Annotated in this window: 8 protein-coding genes and 3 rRNA genes; 10 read left to right on the top strand and 1 reads right to left on the bottom strand. The window is 47.0% G+C overall.

From position 1 onward, the window contains the following. Nucleotides 1–122 precede the first annotated feature (122 nt). From EAL2_RS08815 to prfB, 7 genes are all read left to right on the top strand, one after another. Nucleotides 123–2,498 (top strand): anaerobic ribonucleoside triphosphate reductase, encoded by a 2,376-nt coding sequence (locus EAL2_RS08815; protein WP_025436033.1) that lies wholly within the window; start codon nt 123–125, stop codon nt 2,496–2,498. A gap of 99 nt (nt 2,499–2,597) precedes the next feature. Beyond that, the gene (gene nrdG, locus EAL2_RS08810) at nt 2,598–3,128 is read left to right on the top strand and encodes an anaerobic ribonucleoside-triphosphate reductase activating protein (protein ID WP_025436032.1); all 531 of its coding nucleotides are present in this window, start codon (nt 2,598–2,600) and stop codon (nt 3,126–3,128) included. Between the two features lie 292 nt (nt 3,129–3,420). Next, nucleotides 3,421–4,948 (top strand): 16S ribosomal RNA (locus EAL2_RS08805). A gap of 91 nt (nt 4,949–5,039) precedes the next feature. Next, nucleotides 5,040–7,953: ribosomal RNA gene (locus tag EAL2_RS08800) — 23S ribosomal RNA — on the top strand. Nucleotides 7,954–8,001: 48 nt separating this feature from the next. After that, nucleotides 8,002–8,118: ribosomal RNA gene (rrf, locus tag EAL2_RS08795) — 5S ribosomal RNA — on the top strand. The 16S, 23S and 5S rRNA genes sit together here, the layout of an rRNA operon. 800 nt (nt 8,119–8,918) lie before the next feature. Continuing rightward, entirely contained in the window at nt 8,919–11,663 is a 2,745-nt protein-coding gene (secA, locus tag EAL2_RS08790) for a preprotein translocase subunit SecA (protein ID WP_025436031.1), read from the top strand. Between the two features lie 10 nt (nt 11,664–11,673). Then, nucleotides 11,674–12,784, top strand: a protein-coding gene (gene prfB / locus EAL2_RS08785; RefSeq protein WP_096325248.1) for a peptide chain release factor 2 whose coding sequence is annotated in 2 segments (ribosomal slippage) — nt 11,674–11,748 and nt 11,750–12,784 — 1,110 coding nt in all. Because the reading frame shifts where the segments join, the coding sequence is not laid out codon by codon here. 54 nt (nt 12,785–12,838) lie between these two features. Here prfB and EAL2_RS08780 read toward each other — a convergent pair. Next, entirely contained in the window at nt 12,839–13,297 is a 459-nt protein-coding gene (locus EAL2_RS08780) for a YaaR family protein (RefSeq protein WP_025436029.1), read from the bottom strand. Nucleotides 13,298–13,508: 211 nt separating this feature from the next. Between EAL2_RS08780 and EAL2_RS08775 the strand changes: the two genes are divergently transcribed. The 3 genes from EAL2_RS08775 (at nt 13,509) to EAL2_RS08770 (ending at nt 18,091) form a co-directional block, all read left to right on the top strand. Beyond that, on the top strand, nt 13,509–15,656 hold the full coding sequence (locus EAL2_RS08775) for a hypothetical protein (protein WP_025436028.1): 2,148 nt from the start codon (nt 13,509–13,511) through the stop codon (nt 15,654–15,656). Nucleotides 15,657–15,733: 77 nt separating this feature from the next. Beyond that, the gene (locus EAL2_RS15510; RefSeq protein WP_158408911.1) at nt 15,734–15,889 is read left to right on the top strand and encodes a hypothetical protein; all 156 of its coding nucleotides are present in this window, start codon (nt 15,734–15,736) and stop codon (nt 15,887–15,889) included. A gap of 78 nt (nt 15,890–15,967) precedes the next feature. Beyond that, nucleotides 15,968–18,091: a Tex family protein gene (locus EAL2_RS08770; protein WP_038601998.1), complete on the top strand. Its 2,124-nt coding sequence runs from the start codon at nt 15,968–15,970 to the stop codon at nt 18,089–18,091.

Here is an 18,091-nt window from a genome sequence, read left to right as displayed (position 1 = left end):
AATTTTTTTTGTTAGACATATCTATATGTAGTGTATATATGGAATGTACCCACAATATAGTGTGGATTACTTGTGGATGATGTGGATATTTTAGTTTTAGAATCGCGAAGGGAGCCATGAATATGATCGATATGATAAAAAAGAGAGATGGAAGAATCATTCCGTTTAACAGCGAGAAAATAACAAGGGCAATATATCTTGCAGCAAGCGAGGCTGCAAAAAAAGAGGGTAGAACTGCGGACTATAGCGTTGCCGAAGCGCTTACAGACGATGCCATAGCTTTTATAAACAAAAAATTTGCAGGTCAGGTGCCTACTGTTGAAGAAGTTCAGGATGCGGTAGTAAGAACGCTAATAAAGACAGGCCATGCCAAGACGAGCGAAATCTACATACTCTACAGGGCTGAAAGAACAAGGATAAGGGATTCCAAGAACAGGCTGATGCAGGACATACACAACATAACCTTCCTGGATTCAGAGGATGCTGACATAAAGAGGGAAAATGCAAACATAGACGGCAACACTCCTATGGGGATAATGCTCCAGTATGGAAGCGCCGTATCTAAGGAGTTTTGTAAGAAGTTTGTCATAAAGCCTGAGCATGCCATGGCTCATGAAAGAGGGGATATACATATACATGACATGGATTTCCTCAACATGGGAACAACTACATGCTGCCAGATAGACATATCTAAGCTGTTTGACGGGGGCTTTTCGACAGGCCACGGTTTTTTGAGGGAGCCAAATGATGTACTCAGCTATGCCGCACTTGCAGCAATAGCCATACAGGCAAACCAGAACGACCAGCACGGCGGACAGAGTATACCTAAATTCGATTACGACATGGCAAAAGGAGTTATGAAGTCTTTCCAAAAGAGACTCAAAGAAAATATCTCCAAGTTCGCAGAAATAGAGCTTGAGCTTTCGGATGGAGAGCTGGACGAATTTGTGGATTCGGTTATTGCGCAGTACGGAGCAATCAGATCCATTGAGTTTTCAAGCGAAGAAAGGGAAAAGCTGTCAAAATGCATAGAAGGAGCCATTGCCGGAAGGCTTGAAGCTTGCACTGGTGAAGCGGCAGCTATTTCAAGAAAAATGGCGGAGTTTGCCTTAAACAGGTCGCTAAAGGAAGTAGACAAGCAGACATACCAGGCTATGGAGGCTTTTGTCCACAATCTCAATACCATGCATTCAAGGGCGGGAGCGCAGGTTCCTTTCTCGAGCATAAATTTTGGAACTGACATGACTCCGGAAGGAAGGCTGGTTTCCAAAAACCTGATGCTGGCCCAAGAGCACGGACTTGGAAACGGAGAGACGCCAATATTCCCGATACTCATATTCAAGGTGAAGGACGGAATAAACCTTAGCGAAACAGATCCGAACTACGATCTTTTCAAGCTTGCATGCAGGGTTTCTTCAAAGAGACTCTTCCCTAACTTTTCATTCCTGGATGCTCCTTTCAACAAGCCATACTATCAGAAAGGCAAGCCTGAGACTGAAGTGACATACATGGGCTGCAGGACAAGGGTAATGGGCAATATATTCGGTGAAGAGGTTGCAACAGGAAGAGGAAACATATCGTTTTCATCGATGAATCTTCCAAGGATAGGACTTAACCACGGGATTATACTTGGCGAAAGAACAGAGCCTGACATGGAAGGCTTCTACAGGGAGCTCGATGAAAAAATAGAGCTTACTGTGAATCAGCTGGTAGAAAGATTTGAAATACAAGGTAGCAAGAGGGTCAAAAACTTCCCATTCCTCATGGGCCAGGGAGCATGGATACATTCAGACGAGCTTGGGCCTGATGACAAGATAAGAGACGTAATAAAGCATGGCAGCCTTACAATAGGGTTCATAGGTCTTGCGGAAACTCTTACTGCCCTTATTGGAGAGCATCACGGGGAGAGCGAAAGGGCTCAAAAGCTCGGACTTGAAATAGTAGAGCATATGAGGAAAAGAGCCGACGAAGCCTGCCAGAAGCATAGCCTTAACTTTGCGCTCATAGCAACTCCGGCTGAAGGTCTTTCAGGCAGATTCCTAAACATCGACAAGAAACAATACGGCGTCATAGACGGCGTTACTGACAAAGAGTACTATACGAACTCATTCCACATACCTGTAGGCTACAAGCTGAGCGCGTATGACAAGATAGGCAAGGAGGCTCCATACCATGAATTTACAAATGGAGGCCACATATCATATGTGGAGCTTGACGGAGATCCTAGCGATAATCTTGAAGCTTTTGAAAGCATCGTAAAGCATATGGCGACAACTGGAATAGGCTACGGCTCCATAAACCATCCCGTGGACAGGTGCCCTTCGTGCGGATACACGGGAATAATAAGAGACGTGTGCCCGGAATGCGGAATAATAGAAGGCCAAAACGGCATTCGCTTTGAGAGGATAAGAAGGATAACTGGATATCTCGTGGGCACTGTGGACAGGTTCAATGACGCCAAGAAATCCGAAGTCAAAGACAGGGTAAAGCACGTTTAAGCAAAATGGAATATTAAGGAAAAAGTCCGTGGGCGGCCTTTATGGCTGCCCACGAATTATCGATGCAACTACTAATGTTGCTTTTTAAGGAGGAAACACATGAAACTTAGACTTTCAGGGCCAATGACTATTGACAGCATAGTAGACGGGGATGGAATAAGGGCTGTTGTTTGGGCTCAAGGCTGCAGACACGCCTGCAAAGGCTGCCACAATCCACAGACCCATTCCTTCGAGGGCGGGATTGAGTTTGAAGCGGATGACATTATAGAGCAAATAAAGGCGCTGAGGCTCCACAAGGGCATTACGCTTTCCGGAGGCGACCCTTTCGAGCAGCCCGTGGCTTTGGCATACGTATGTAGGGAGGCGAAGAAAGCGGGTCTTGATGTCTGGGCTTATACAGGCTATACTTTCGAGGAGCTTACAGACAGAGGCAGCGAAACGTATGCTGAGTGGGCAAGCCTGCTAGCGGAGGTTGACGTGCTGGTAGACGGAAGGTTCGAGGAAGAGAAAAAAAGCCTGCGTCTTAAATTCAGAGGTTCTTCAAATCAAAGGATACTAGATGTCAAAAAGTCACTCGAGCAGGGAGCGGCTGTAATATATGAAAAATATCTAGATGAAAAATTCGAATAAAAAAATCACACAAATCTGTTGACACTTATTTTGAAAGCTGGTATAGTAATCTATGTTGTCCCAAGGGGCGGCAAAACGAAACGAAGAGCAGCAAAAAAGAAATAAAAAGAAACGAAAAAAAGTGTTGACTTGAAGAGCTTGAAGTGATAAGATAATCAAGTCGCAAATTGAACCTTGAAAACTAAACAGCAGGTTTATTTTTTAAAGATGGCTAAGCCATCGAAATTATTTAAAGTCAGTGAGACATCGCAAGATGTCAAAGTGAGCTAAAGGACATAGTCCTTAAGGATTTCTTTTTAAGAGTTTGATCCTGGCTCAGGATGAACGCTGGCGGCGTGCTTAACACATGCAAGTCGAGCGAACAAAGCGGGAGGGAGTCTTCGGACGAAGCCCCGCTGCGTGAGCGGCGGACGGGTGAGTAACACGTGGGCAACCTGCCCTATGCACAGGGATAACGCACCGAAAGGTGTGCTAATACCGGATAAAGCGAGATGTCCGCATGGACGACTCGCCAAAGCTTTTGCGGCATAGGATGGGCCCGCGTCCCATTAGCTAGTTGGTGAGGTAACGGCTCACCAAGGCTGCGATGGGTAGCCGACCTGAGAGGGTGATCGGCCACACTGGAACTGAGACACGGTCCAGACTCCTACGGGAGGCAGCAGTGGGGAATATTGCACAATGGGCGAAAGCCTGATGCAGCAACGCCGCGTGAGCGATGAAGGCCTTCGGGTCGTAAAGCTCTGTCCCAAGGGAAGATAATGACGGTACCTTGGGAGGAAGCCCCGGCTAACTACGTGCCAGCAGCCGCGGTAATACGTAGGGGGCAAGCGTTATCCGGAATCACTGGGCGTAAAGGGTGCGTAGGCGGTCTTGCAAGCCAGAGGTGAAAGGCTATGGCTCAACCATAGTGAGCCTTTGGAACTGCCGGACTTGAGTACAGGAGAGGAAAGTGGAATTCCTAGTGTAGCGGTGAAATGCGTAGATATTAGGAGGAACACCAGTGGCGAAGGCGACTTTCTGGACTGTTACTGACGCTGAGGCACGAAAGCGTGGGGAGCGAACAGGATTAGATACCCTGGTAGTCCACGCCGTAAACGATGAGTGCTAGGTGTCGGGGGTCAAACCTCGGTGCCGCAGCTAACGCATTAAGCACTCCGCCTGGGGAGTACGCTCGCAAGAGTAAAACTCAAAGGAATTGACGGGGACCCGCACAAGCAGCGGAGCATGTGGTTTAATTCGAAGCAACGCGAAGAACCTTACCTGGACTTGACATCCCTTTGACCGCTTCGTAACGGAAGCTTTCTCTTCGGAGACAAAGGTGACAGGTGGTGCATGGTTGTCGTCAGCTCGTGTCGTGAGATGTTGGGTTAAGTCCCGCAACGAGCGCAACCCCTATCTTTAGTTGCCAGCACCTAGGGTGGGCACTCTAGAGAGACTGCCGAGGACAACTCGGAGGAAGGTGGGGATGACGTCAAATCATCATGCCCCTTATGTTCAGGGCTACACACGTGCTACAATGGGCGGTACAACGGGTTGCGAGCTCGCGAGAGCAAGCCAATCCCTTAAAGCCGTTCTCAGTTCGGATTGCAGGCTGAAACTCGCCTGCATGAAGTCGGAGTTGCTAGTAATCGCGGATCAGAATGCCGCGGTGAATGCGTTCCCGGGTCTTGTACACACCGCCCGTCACACCATGGGAGTCGGGGGCGCCCGAAGTCAGCTGTCCAACCGCAAGGGGGAGGCTGCCGAAGGTGAAACTGATGACTGGGGTGAAGTCGTAACAAGGTAGCCGTATCGGAAGGTGCGGCTGGATCACCTCCTTTCTAAGGAGAAATAACCTGCTGTTTAGTCTTGAGGGTTTAATACCTTCAATTAAGTTTGTACCTTGAAAACTGCATAGCTTTAGATATAAATGGTCAAGTTATTAAGGGCATAAGGCGGATGCCTTGGCACTAGGAGCCGATGAAGGACGCGGTAAGCTGCGATAAGCTTCGGGGAGACGCAAGCAGTCATTGATCCGAAGATTTCCGAATGGGGAAACCCACATGGAGTAATGTCCATGTATCATTAGATGAATACATAGTCTAATGAGGGGAACCCGGGGAACTGAAACATCTAAGTACCCGGAGGAAGAGAAAGAAAAATCGATTCCCTGAGTAGCGGCGAGCGAAAAGGGAAGAGCCCAAACCGATGAAGTTTACTTTGTCGGGGTTGCGGATGCATTCACAATGAAGTAATCACTGTAGTTGAAGAGGTCTGGAAAGGCCCACCATAGAAGGTAACAGTCCTGTAAACGAAACGGCGATCTTTAGAGTGTATTCCAGAGTACCACGGGACACGTGAAACCCTGTGGGAAGCTGGGGGGACCACCCCCCAAGGCTAAATACTACCTAGTGACCGATAGCGCATAGTACCGTGAGGGAAAGGTGAAAAGAACCCCGGGAGGGGAGTGAAATAGAACCTGAAACCTTATGCCTACAAACTGTGGAAGCACATTATTAGTGTGACCGCGTACTTTTTGTAGAACGGGCCAACGAGTTACGGTATGTAGCAAGGTTAAGGGCTTTGAGGCCTGGAGCCGCAGCGAAAGCGAGTCTTAAATGGGCGTTTAGTTACATGCTGTAGACCCGAAACCGGGCGACCTATCCATGGACAGGATGAAACGAAAGTAAAATTTCGCGGAGGTCCGAACCCACGCACGTTGAAAAGTGCGGGGATGAGCTGTGGATAGCGGTGAAATTCCAATCGAGCCCGGAGATAGCTGGTTCTCCCCGAAATAGCTTTAGGGCTAGCCTCGGACGTAGAGACATGGAGGTAGAGCACTGAATGCCCTAGGGGCCCTATGGGTTACCGAAGGCTATCAAACTCCGAATGCCATGAACTTTTATCCGGGAGTCAGTCTGTGGGTGATAAGGTCCATAGACAAGAGGGCAACAGCCCAGACCATCAGCTAAGGTCCCAAAGTGTGGATTAAGTGGAAAAGGATGTGGGATTGCACAGACAACCAGGATGTTGGCTTAGAAGCAGCCACTCATTCAAAGAGTGCGTAATAGCTCACTGGTCGAGTGATCCTGCGCCGAAATATTCTCGGGGCTAAAATCCACCACCGAAGCTATGGATCCGAAAGGATGGTAGGGGAGCGTTGTATAAGGGGCGAAGCTGTACCGAAAGGAGCAGTGGACTTTATACAAGTGAGAATGTTGGCATGAGTAGCGAGAGGTGGGTGAGAATCCCACCGGCCGAAAACCCAAGGTTTCCAGAGGAAGGTTCGTCCTCTCTGGGTTAGTCGGGGCCTAAGCCGAGGCCGAAAGGCGTAGGCGATGGACAACGGGTTGATATTCCCGTACCACCAACCACCATTTGAGTGATGGGGTGACACAGTAGGATAGGCCATCCTTCAGCTGGTTTTGAAGGTCCAAGCGTCAAGGGAGTCATGGTAGGCAAATCCGCCGTGGCAATTCTGAGGCGTGACGGGGAGCGAAATTTAGTAGCGAAGTGGTTGATTTCACACTGTCAGGAAAAGCCTCTAGCGAGGTGGAAGGTGCCCGTACCGCAAACCGACACAGGTGGGTGAGGAGAGAATCCTAAGGCTAGCGAGAGAACTATTGTTAAGGAACTCGGCAAAATTACCCCGTAACTTAGGGAGAAGGGGTGCCCCGTTAGTGTGCAAGCATGAGGGGGCCGCAGAGAATAGGCCCAAGCGACTGTTTACCAAAAACACAGGTCTCTGCTAAGTCGCAAGACGAAGTATAGGGGCTGACGCCTGCCCGGTGCTGGAAGGTTAAGGGGATGTGTTAGAGCAATCGAAGCACTGAACTTAAGCCCCAGTAAACGGCGGCCGTAACTATAACGGTCCTAAGGTAGCGAAATTCCTTGTCGGGTAAGTTCCGACCCGCACGAAAGGCGTAACGATTTGGGCGCTGTCTCAACAATAGACTCGGTGAAATTGTAATGTGAGTGAAGATGCTCACTACCTGCGACAGGACGGAAAGACCTCGTGGAGCTTTACTGCAGTTTGGCATTGGATTTCGATGCTGCATGTACAGGATAGGTGGGAGGCTTGGAAGATGGAACGCAAGTTTCGTTGGAGCCGACGTTGGGATACCACCCTTGCAGTATTGAGGTTCTAACCATGTACCGTGAATCCGGTACTGGGACACTGTCAGACGGGCAGTTTGACTGGGGCGGTCGCCTCCCAAAGTGTAACGGAGGCGCCCAAAGGTTCCCTCAGCACGGTCGGAAATCGTGCGAAGAGTGTAAAGGCAAAAGGGAGCTTGATTGCGAGACATACAGGTCGAGCAAGGACGAAAGTCGGGCTTAGTGATCCGGTGGTTCCGAGTGGAAGGGCCATCGCTCAACGGATAAAAGCTACCCCGGGGATAACAGGCTTATCTCCCCCAAGAGTCCACATCGACGGGGAGGTTTGGCACCTCGATGTCGGCTCGTCTCATCCTGGGGCTGGAGTAGGTCCCAAGGGTTGGGCTGTTCGCCCATTAAAGAGGCACGCGAGCTGGGTTCAGAACGTCGTGAGACAGTTCGGTCCCTATCCGTCGCAGGCGCAGGAAATTTGAAGGGAGCTGTCCCTAGTACGAGAGGACCGGGATGGACGTACCGCTGGTGTACCAGTTGTCGTGCCAACGGCACAGCTGGGTAGCTATGTATGGAATGGATAAGCGCTGAAGGCATCTAAGCGCGAAGCCAACCTTAAGATAAGATTTCCCACTTTTATAGGTAAGATCCCAGGAAGACTACCTGGTTGATAGGCCCAGGGTGTAAGTGCAGCAATGCATTCAGCTGATGGGTACTAATAGATCGAGGACTTGACCAAGTCTAAAGCATGCAGTTTTGAGGGTGCAAACCTTCAAAGAAAAGACAATGCAGTCACAATAGCAAGGAGGATACACCTGTTCCCATTCCGAACACAGAAGTTAAGCTCCTTAGCGCCGATGGTACTTGGATCGAAGGGTCCCGGGAGAGTAGGACGTGGCTGCGTAGTCTTTTTTTTGCGTTTTTGTATTCGAATCCAAAGGAATAATTGGCCTTTAAATTTCGTTTTGTGATTTCCAATTGGCTTATGCACTCTGAAATCTGGAATTTTGAGAACTCGCTGCGCTCAGACACTCAAAATTCCAACGATTTCATTCATGCATTTCTCCAGGAAATCAATCAAAACTCATTAAATCAGGCCTGCTTTATTCCGTTTGGATTCTTGCCGCAAGATATCCGCTCAATTGGCCGCTTGAAATGAAGTGGCCATCGGATTCATGCTGCAAAGTGCGCACATATCCGGAGGCCTTGCAACTCATTAAATCAGGCCTACATCAATTAGCCGGCTAAGCTTAGCCCGGCTTTTTTTATATAAAAAAATTTACGCAGCTGGGGTGGGAGAGGGAAAACCAGCGCACATGACTGCGTGGCTCTGCAATGATAAATCAGGGCGACTTTATGAGGTTTTGATGGATTCCCAATCGAAATCCTGACATGGAGCCGGTAAAAAGCTTTGACTGTCTGAGCGCAGCGAGTTTCAAAGCTTCCGGCGAAATGGCCGGATGAGATAAAAGGGAATCCCAAAACAGAGTCGGCGCCCGTTTATCATGCAGAGTCAGTAGCAGAGCCAAAGTACAAAGCCATCACAAAACCTTAACACCTGAAAAACAAAAAAAAGCTCGGAACCATATATTTTATGATAAAATGATAATTATGGGATAAAAAGGCCCAGTTGCAATATATCAGTATGTCGGTGGCAAACCGGTCATTAAAATAAAAATAGAATCTTGAAACGAGGGACTAAGTATGGAATTTATAAAAGAGTTATTCGGGGGCAACAAAAGAGAAATCAAAAAAATCGAAAAAATAGTAGACAAGATAGAGGAAATAGAACCCAATTTTGTTGGGATGAGCGATGCAGAGCTAAGAGGCATGACTCAAAAGCTTAAGGACAGATTGTCTGGCGGCGAGACGCTTGACGACATACTTCCGGAGGCTTTTGCCACAATGAGGGAAGCTGCCAAGAGGGTGCTTGGAATGAGGCACTACAGGGTGCAGCTTATAGGAGGTGTTGTTCTTCACCAGGGAAGAATAGCCGAGATGAAGACAGGTGAAGGTAAGACTCTTGTGGCTACGCTTCCGGTATATCTGAACGCGCTTTCAGGCAAAGGCGTTCACGTTGTCACTGTCAATGACTATCTTGCAAAGCGTGACAAGGAATGGATGGGCAGCATTTACGAATTCCTTGGCCTTACAGTAGGCGTTGTAGTGCACGGACAGACTCCTGAGCAGAAGAAGGCCGCATACAATTGCGACATAACATACGGTACCAACAATGAATACGGCTTTGACTATCTAAGGGACAACATGGTCATATACAAAGAGAATATGACGCAAAGAGAGCTTAACTTTGCCATAGTCGATGAGGTTGACTCCATACTTATAGACGAGGCGAGAACTCCGCTTATAATTTCTGGACCTGGGGACAAGTCTACGGGACTATACCATGACGCCAACACTTTTGTGCAGATGTTAAAAGGCAGGGTTATGGATCCTTCAGAGGACAAGCAGGACAGATTCGACAGGGAATACAAGGAAGAGACTGTTGATTTCACGGTCGATGAAAAAGGCCATTCAGTAATGCTTGCAGAAAACGGAGTCGCAAAGGCTGAAAAATATTTTAATATTGAAAACTTTGCCGATCCTAAAAACATGGAGATTTCGCATCACATAAACCAGGCACTCAAGGCACACAACCTTATGAAGCTGGATGTGGACTATGTCATAAAGGACGGCGAAATAGTAATAGTTGATGAATTCACAGGAAGACTCATGTTTGGAAGAAGATACTCAGACGGACTGCACCAGGCAATCGAAGCAAAGGAAGGACTCGAGGTTCAAAGGGAGTCTCAGACGCTTGCGAGTATAACATTCCAGAACTATTTCAGGATGTACAAGAAGCTTTCGGGCATGACGGGTACGGCCAAGACAGAGGAAGAGGAGTTCAAGTCGATATACGGCATGGATGTAGTCCTTATTCCTACAAACAGGCCTATCGCAAGAAAAGATGAGGCCGACAGCGTGTACAAGACTGACGAAGGCAAGTTCACGGCAGTAGTTGATGAAATTGAAATGAGATACAGGACTGGACAGCCTATACTTGTAGGCACAATAGCTATTGAGACGTCTGAAATGCTATCTGGCATGCTTAAGAGAAAGGGCGTAAGGCACCAGGTTCTAAACGCCAAGCAGCATGAAAAAGAGGCTGAGATAGTCTCTCAGGCTGGAAGGCTTGGCTCTGTTACTATAGCTACGAACATGGCCGGAAGGGGTACCGACATAGTACTCGGAGGAAACCCGGAGTTCATGGCCAAGAAAGAGATGAAGAAGCTCGGCTACAGCGACCATATAATATCGCTGGCTACAAGCTTTATTGAAACTGAAGATCCTGAAATAATAGAGGCCAAGGACAAATACAAGGGAATATACTACGACATAAAAACGCAAACAGACGAGGAGCAGGAGAAGGTCAAAGCGGCCGGCGGCCTTTGTATACTCGGAACCGAAAGGCACGAGTCGCGAAGGATAGACAACCAGCTAAGAGGGCGTGCAGGACGTCAGGGTGACCCTGGTATGTCGAAATTCTTTATAAGCCTTGAAGACAACCTTATGAGGCTGTTTGGAAGCGAAAAGATAAGAAGCGTTGTCGACAAGCTGGGAATGGAAGACGACATGCCAATAGAGCACTCGCTGCTTTCTAAATCAATAGAAAACGCGCAGAAAAAGGTCGAGGGCAGAAACTTTGGAATAAGAAAGCACGTACTCCAGTTCGACGATGTTATGAACAAGCAGAGGGAGATAATATACAAGGAAAGAAGAAGTGTCCTTGAAGGCGAGAATATAAGGGAAAACATAATGTCCATGATTCAAAAAATAGTGGACTACTCTGTAGAGCGCTTCACAGCAGAAGGCAGCTATCCGGAGGAGTGGGATTTGCAGGGCCTCAAGGAGAGCATGTATTCTGCATACCTTCCAAAAGACAGCATCGACTTTGGCAATATAGAAAATCTAACAAGAGAAAAGATAAAGGACATGCTGCTTGATCTTTCCGTATCGCTGTATGAGCAAAAAGAAGCTCTAATTGGCGAGGAGAGGATGCGGGAGATTGAGAGGATAATACTCCTTCAGGTTGTTGATACAAAATGGGTTGACCACATAGACGCCATGGAGCAGTTAAGGCAGGGAATAGGACTTAGAGCGGTAGGACAGGAAGACCCTGTAAGGGCATATCAGTTCGAGGGCTTCGACATGTTCGAAGAGATGATAAGAAGCATACAGGAAGACACAATAAAATTCATGTTTGGATTCTCTCTCGAGGAGCGTATAGAAAGGAAGCAGGTAATAGATGTGGACCACCTTTCTCAAAGCTCTGCCGACCTTGATTCGCCAAGCCAGACAACAGTTGAAAAGGATGATAGGGTCGGAAGAAACGATTTGTGTCCTTGCGGCAGTGGAAAGAAGTACAAAAAATGTTGCGGAAAGAACTCATAGGAGGAAGCATATGCTTAATATTCAGGAATACAACCAGAAGATACAGGAAATAAGTGAGGCAATAAAGGAGCTTTTGGTTTCTCTTTGACATAGAAAAGCTTAGGGATTTGGTGGATGAGCAGGAAAAAGCCATGGCAAGCCCGGGCTTTTGGGATGACAATGAAAGAGCCCAGAAAATGCTTCAATCCAACAAAATGATGAAGGAAGAAATAGAAAGCTTCGAAAGGCTTGAATCATCATATGAGGACGTGCAGATACTTCTTGAAATGGCCGTTGAAGAAGACGACGAGGCCACAGAATTGGAAGTAAAGCAGGCTATAGAAGAGCTTGAGCAGGAGATAGCAGGTATAACTATAAAGACTCTGTTATCGGGAGAATACGACAAGAATAATGCAATACTCTCCATACATGCCGGCTCAGGAGGCCTTGACGCTCAGGAATGGGCTCAGATGCTCCTGCGAATGTATAAAAGATGGGCCGAGCAGAAGGGCTACACAACTTCTGTGATAGACATGATTTCAGATCCGGAGGCCGGGATAAAAAGCGCCACTATTCTTGTGGAGGGCATAAACGCATACGGATATCTTAAAGGGGAAAAGGGCGTTCACAGGATAGTCAGGATTTCGCCCTTCGATCCTTCGGGCAAGAGGCACACATCATTTGCATCTTTGGATGTAATCCCCGAAATAGATGAAGATGCAAGCATTCAGATCAACCCTTCCGACCTGAGGACAGATACCTACAGGGCTTCAGGAGCCGGTGGCCAGCACGTCAACAAGACTGATTCGGCCGTAAGGATAACTCATTTGCCTACGGGAATAGTAGTCCAGTGCCAGAATCAAAGGTCGCAGCACAGTAACAAGCAAATGGCCATGCAGATGCTAATGTCAAAGCTCGTTGAGATAAAGGAGCTTGAAAAAAAGGAGCGCATAGAGGACATACAGGGCGAGTATTCCCAGATAAGCTGGGGAAGCCAGATAAGATCCTACGTGTTCAATCCCTATAACATGGTCAAGGACCACAGGACTAATGTGGAGGTTGGCAATGTCCAATCTGTAATGGACGGGAATATAGACATATTCATAAACGAATATCTCAAGTGGATAAAAACCGCAAAGTAGACCGGGAGCAATAAAAAACCAAACAAAAAATGGAAGGGAGACCCCTTCCATTTTTTACATTATGACGTCAAGCAAAAGTCCCTTTACGCCGTCTATGCGCTTTAGAACATTCACATGATCAAGCTGGTCCTTTAGAAATTCCTTGGTTATTATGTCAAGCTCTCTATCGACCTGCTTGACTATGGAATACATCCTGTGTCTGCCCCTTCTGTCCAGCAGGTTTTGCTGGGCAAAGCTATGGGAATTTTCGACGGCTACCGAGAGCAGCTCCTTTACCAGCTTCTTATATTCAAGCACATCCTTTAGATAAAGGTTGTTTTTTAGGCTTTCAGACTTCTCGACTATCTTTTCATACAAGGATTCGACCTTGTCCCTTACATCGTCTGATTTTATCTTTTCAAATTTCTTGAGAAACTCGCTCTTTTCAAACTGCTGCAGTTGCTTACCTTGAAGTTGCGTTTTTTTAATATCGCCTGTGCTGACGATGCCTGAAATATTATTAATACCCTGCATAGAATCACATCCCTGCTTACAGTCTGTATAGAACTTATCTAGTAAATTCTACCATGCAAAAATATTTTTATCAATAAATATATAGTACTATTCAAAATTGAACAACATGCTCTAGCTAGCTTGTGAACTGGGGTACATTCGCTAATATAATTTTGCAATCTGACGATAAAATAAGTATGGTCATTAATCAATAGAAAAGGGCGGGATAGGCTTGAATATAGATAGTCTTACAGTATCAGCAAAGACAGCTAAGAGCATAAACGAGCGATACTCCGGCATATCGTTTACCAGCGTATCAGGAAAAATAGAGAAGATTGATGAGTGCAAAACAAGCGTCAAACTCAGGTCTGGCAGCGGGACGCTTTATGATGTTGTGCTCAAAAATCCTATATTGGCTAATGAAGGAGACTCTGTTAAGCTTGAAAAAAAAGACATCAAGTCCATAAGTGAACACGAGCCCGAGAAGCAGAAGCAGGAGCGGCGCATGCTCGAGGCCGAAAACTCAAGATATGCAAGGATACTCCGGGATATTGGGATCATACCGAATGAAAAAAATATAGAGGCGGCAATGCGACTCGAAAGAGCAGGCATAAGCATAACGCCATCTGCGGTAGCTGAATTTATAAAGGTCGATTCGTCAATAGAATCCATAGGCGGCTCCATTACCGCGCAGAAGGCGGCAATTCTTGTGGAATCGGGCTTTGATATTGAAAATATGAGTCTTCCTGAGCTTGCAGAAGCTATAGGGGCGCTTGGCGAAGACAGGGCTGGAGATGAATTCATTGGAAAAAAAGAGATTTCTACTGAAGAGGCAGAAGCGATTGCAAAAAAGCTTTTCGGAAGCAGGATGGGGAAGGACATAACCGACATCATAAAGGCGCTGCATATAATCGGAGTAGAGCCCTCGAGAGCCGTCGTAGAAGAGGTGAAGGGCGCAATTTACAAGCTGATGGCAATAGAGGGATCCATTGAACGGAACGCTGCGCTGCTTGTAGCAAAAAACATAGAGCCTACAATTTCAAATATATACAGCATTGTAAGCGGAATAAAAAACTCGGCCATAGAACCTTCAAACAAAAGCCTTGTAAGTGCATACTCGGCAGGTTTCGTTTATTCGGCGCCTCCTTCGGACATGCACCTTGAAAAGCTTGAAACTGACATAAGGGCCAGGCTGAATGATTTTGGAATACAAGATTCACCAGGCAGCATAAGGATATGCAAGGAGATCATAAGGCTTGGGCTGCCTTTGGAAAAGGGCTTGCTTGCAGAGACAGGCGAAATATTAAGCTCTATAGGCATAGTCAAAAGCGGGTTGGATGCAAGTGTGGCTGCTGCTGCAGTGCGAGCGGGCATGGAGCTTGAAAAGACTGATATAAGAGATATGGCCAGATTTGTCGCTATGGAGCAAGCGACAGCCGCTAAGGCAAACGAGGGCATGAAGGAAGCCGTAACCCCGCTAAGCGACAGCAGCAAGAACAGCATGCTAAAGGAGCTTTCGCATCATCAGGCCATGAGGCACATTGCCGACGATTTTAAGACAAATGGAATAATTGATAGGATAAGCCTGCTTGTGGGGAACAAAGGGGATGTAGCAGCATATGCCGCAAGCCAAAAGGGCGAGATGTCGTTTGCAAACATCACCGCCATGGCTATGCGTCTTACAGGAGATTCGTGGAATGTGGCGGTACTTAGCAACATGTCACGAAGCATAGGAAGAATGCTGCGAATAAATGACGAGTCGCTTAGCGCAAGCAGCAGGGATGATCTGGTCAGGGCCGCAGGTGAAATAAGTAAAATTGCCCTGAAAATAAAGGCTGAGGTATTAAGGGGCGGCATGGGACAAAATGAAATAGATGAGATTATAAAATCGTCTCTTGAACAGATAAAAAAGGAGCTTGGCCATGAAAGTGGCGGCATAAAAAAGATCATTGAAGAGGCCCAAAAACTTTTAAAAGACGAGGAGCCGCTCATTGAGAAGCTGATGACGGCTGGCAAAATACTCGACATTCCGGCAGAGTCAGCTGGAATGCCTTTGAGGGTGAACATTTTTATACGCGATAAAAAGAATCAGGAAAGCCCGGATATAGATCCTGAAAATGTCAGCTTGATTATAAGGATAAAAAACGATGCTGCGCAGGATACTGTACTGGATGTAGATATAGCAGGCGCTGCCGTGGATATAAGGGTGCTGCAGGGAGATATGACAAGCTCGGAAATTGCATTGTCCGAAAGTCTTATAAGAAGGGCGGTCGAGGACAGCGGTTATATGCTCTCGAATGTAGCGAAAATGGAGGAAAATAAAGTTCAAGGTGAAGAAGCTGCGCCTAAAGGGAAATTGGGAATAGATGCAATAATATAATAAACGCATGGCAGCCGATACCTGATTAGTGGGAAATAAAAAGCAGGGCTGTTTATGCGCCAAAAGAGGGATTGAGCATGGAAGATACCATAAAAGAGGATTTAAAAAACAAGGATGAACAGCAGAATGTGGTTTTAGAGGAGTCAAGTCAAGATGATTCCCAAATGCTGTTCGAGCTGGTTTACGGGCTTGTGGAGGCATTTGAAAAGATCCGCGTAAAAAGTGAAAAATAGAACAAAACTCTTTCTGAACAATATTTTGCTTTGTGATATAATCTTAATGGCATTAATTTAGACGGGAGAGATAACATTATGATTACAGGCATGCTTGTAAAAGAGCTTGGCATAAAAAAAGGGCAGGTTGAAAGTGCCATAAAGCTTATAGACGAGGGCAACACGATACCATTCATAGCAAGGTACCGAAAGGAAATGACAGGCGGCCTTAGCGATGAAACATTAAGACAGCTGCATGAGAGGCTTACTTATCTTAGAAACCTTGAATCCAGGAAGCAGGAAGTAATAAGAATAATAGATGAGCAGGGCAAGCTTACAAAAGAGCTTGAAAAGGCCATCAGCAGCGCTGACATTCTGCAAAAGGTTGAGGACCTGTACAGGCCCTACAAGCAGAAAAAGAGCACCAGGGCTGAAAAGGCAAGGGAGAGAGGACTCGAGCCACTTTCAAAAGCCATAATAGAGGGAAGAAGCGGCATATTGGAGTTTGCAGCGAGTTTCGTAGACGCTGAAAAGGAAGTGGACACGGCAGAGGCGGCAATAGCAGGTGCGAAGGATATAATAGCCGAAGGCGTATCAGACAACGCCGCATACAGGCAGTGGATAAGGGAGCTTTGCACTAGGACTGCCGTATTAAGTTCTCAGGCAACAGACAAGGACAGCGACTCTGTCTACTCAAACTACTATGAATTTAGTGAGCCCATATCAAAGGCGGCAGACCACAGGATACTAGCCATAAACAGGGGCGAGAGCGAGAAATTCCTCAGGGTCAGGCTCGTATTCCCCGACGATAGGATAGTCGAATACCTCAAATCGAAGGAGATAAAGTCTGCAAACGAGTGTACATCGTATATAGAAGAGGCCATCGAGGATGCCTATAAAAGGCTCATACAGCCATCCATAGAAAGGGAGCTGCGCAGCGGCCTTACGGAAAGGGCTCAGGAGAATGCAATAGCTCTTTTTGGAAAGAACCTAAAGGGGCTTATTATGGCTCCTCCGGTCAAGGATGTAAGCGTGCTTGCAATAGACCCGAGCTTCAGAACGGGCTGCAAGCTCAGCGTGCTTGATGAGACAGGCAAGTTGCTTGAATACTCGACCATATATCCAAATGCGCCTAAAAATGATACTGAAAAGTCAAAACAGGAGATGCTCAGACTCATAGAAAAACACAAAATAGACATCATATCCATAGGCAACGGCACAGCCTCGCGCGAGACCGAAGCCTTTGTGGCAGAATCCATAAAGGATTTGAAAAGGTCTGTGCACTACACAATAGTGAGCGAAGCCGGTGCATCCGTATACTCCGCATCTAAGCTTGCAAATGAGGAGTATCCGGACATAGACGTTTCAATAAGAGGAGCCATATCGATAGGCAGAAGGCTTCAGGACCCAATGGCCGAGCTTGTCAAAATAGACCCAAAGAGCATAGGCGTTGGCCAGTACCAGCACGATCTCAACCAAAAAAGGCTGGATGAGGCCCTTAAAGGCGTGGTCGAGGACTGCGTCAACTCTGTGGGCGTGGACCTTAATACGGCAACAGTATCGCTGCTTAAGTATGTTTCCGGGATATCGGAATCCATAGCAAAAAACATAGTCGCATACAGGGACGATAATGGAAGATTCAATTGCAGGCAGGAGCTGAAGAAGGTAAAAAGGCTTGGTGACAAGGCTTTCGAGCAGTGCGCCGGATTCCTAAGGATACACGGCGGCGTAAATCCCCTTGACAACACGGCTGTCCACCCCGAGTCATACGAGGCTGCCATGAGGCTGCTCGAGATACTGGGCATAGACATAAGCGGATCCACAAAGGTGTCTATAGACAAGTCGAAAATTGATATCAAAGCGCTTTGCGAGCAAACATGCATAGGTGAGCTGACGCTCGGCGACATAGTCGATGAGCTGCTGAAGCCGGGCAGAGATCCAAGAGATGAGCTGCCAAAGCCGATACTAAGAAGCGACGTGCTAAGCATAGAGGATTTGAAGGTGGGAATGGTGCTCTCGGGCACTGTAAGGAACGTCGTGGACTTTGGAGCTTTCGTGGATATTGGTGTTAAAAATGACGGACTCGTGCACATATCGCAGATATGCGAGCGGTTCATAAAGCATCCTATGGAGGTTCTAAGTGTGGGAGATATAATAAATGTAAGGATTATAGATGTCAACCATGAAAAAGGGAAGGTTTCCCTTAGCATGAAGGATATATAG

It is taken from the genome of Peptoclostridium acidaminophilum DSM 3953, assembly GCF_000597865.1.
Lineage (GTDB): Bacteria > Bacillota > Clostridia > Peptostreptococcales > Peptostreptococcaceae > Peptoclostridium_A > Peptoclostridium_A acidaminophilum.
This window is presented reverse-complemented; position numbering and strand designations above follow the sequence as displayed.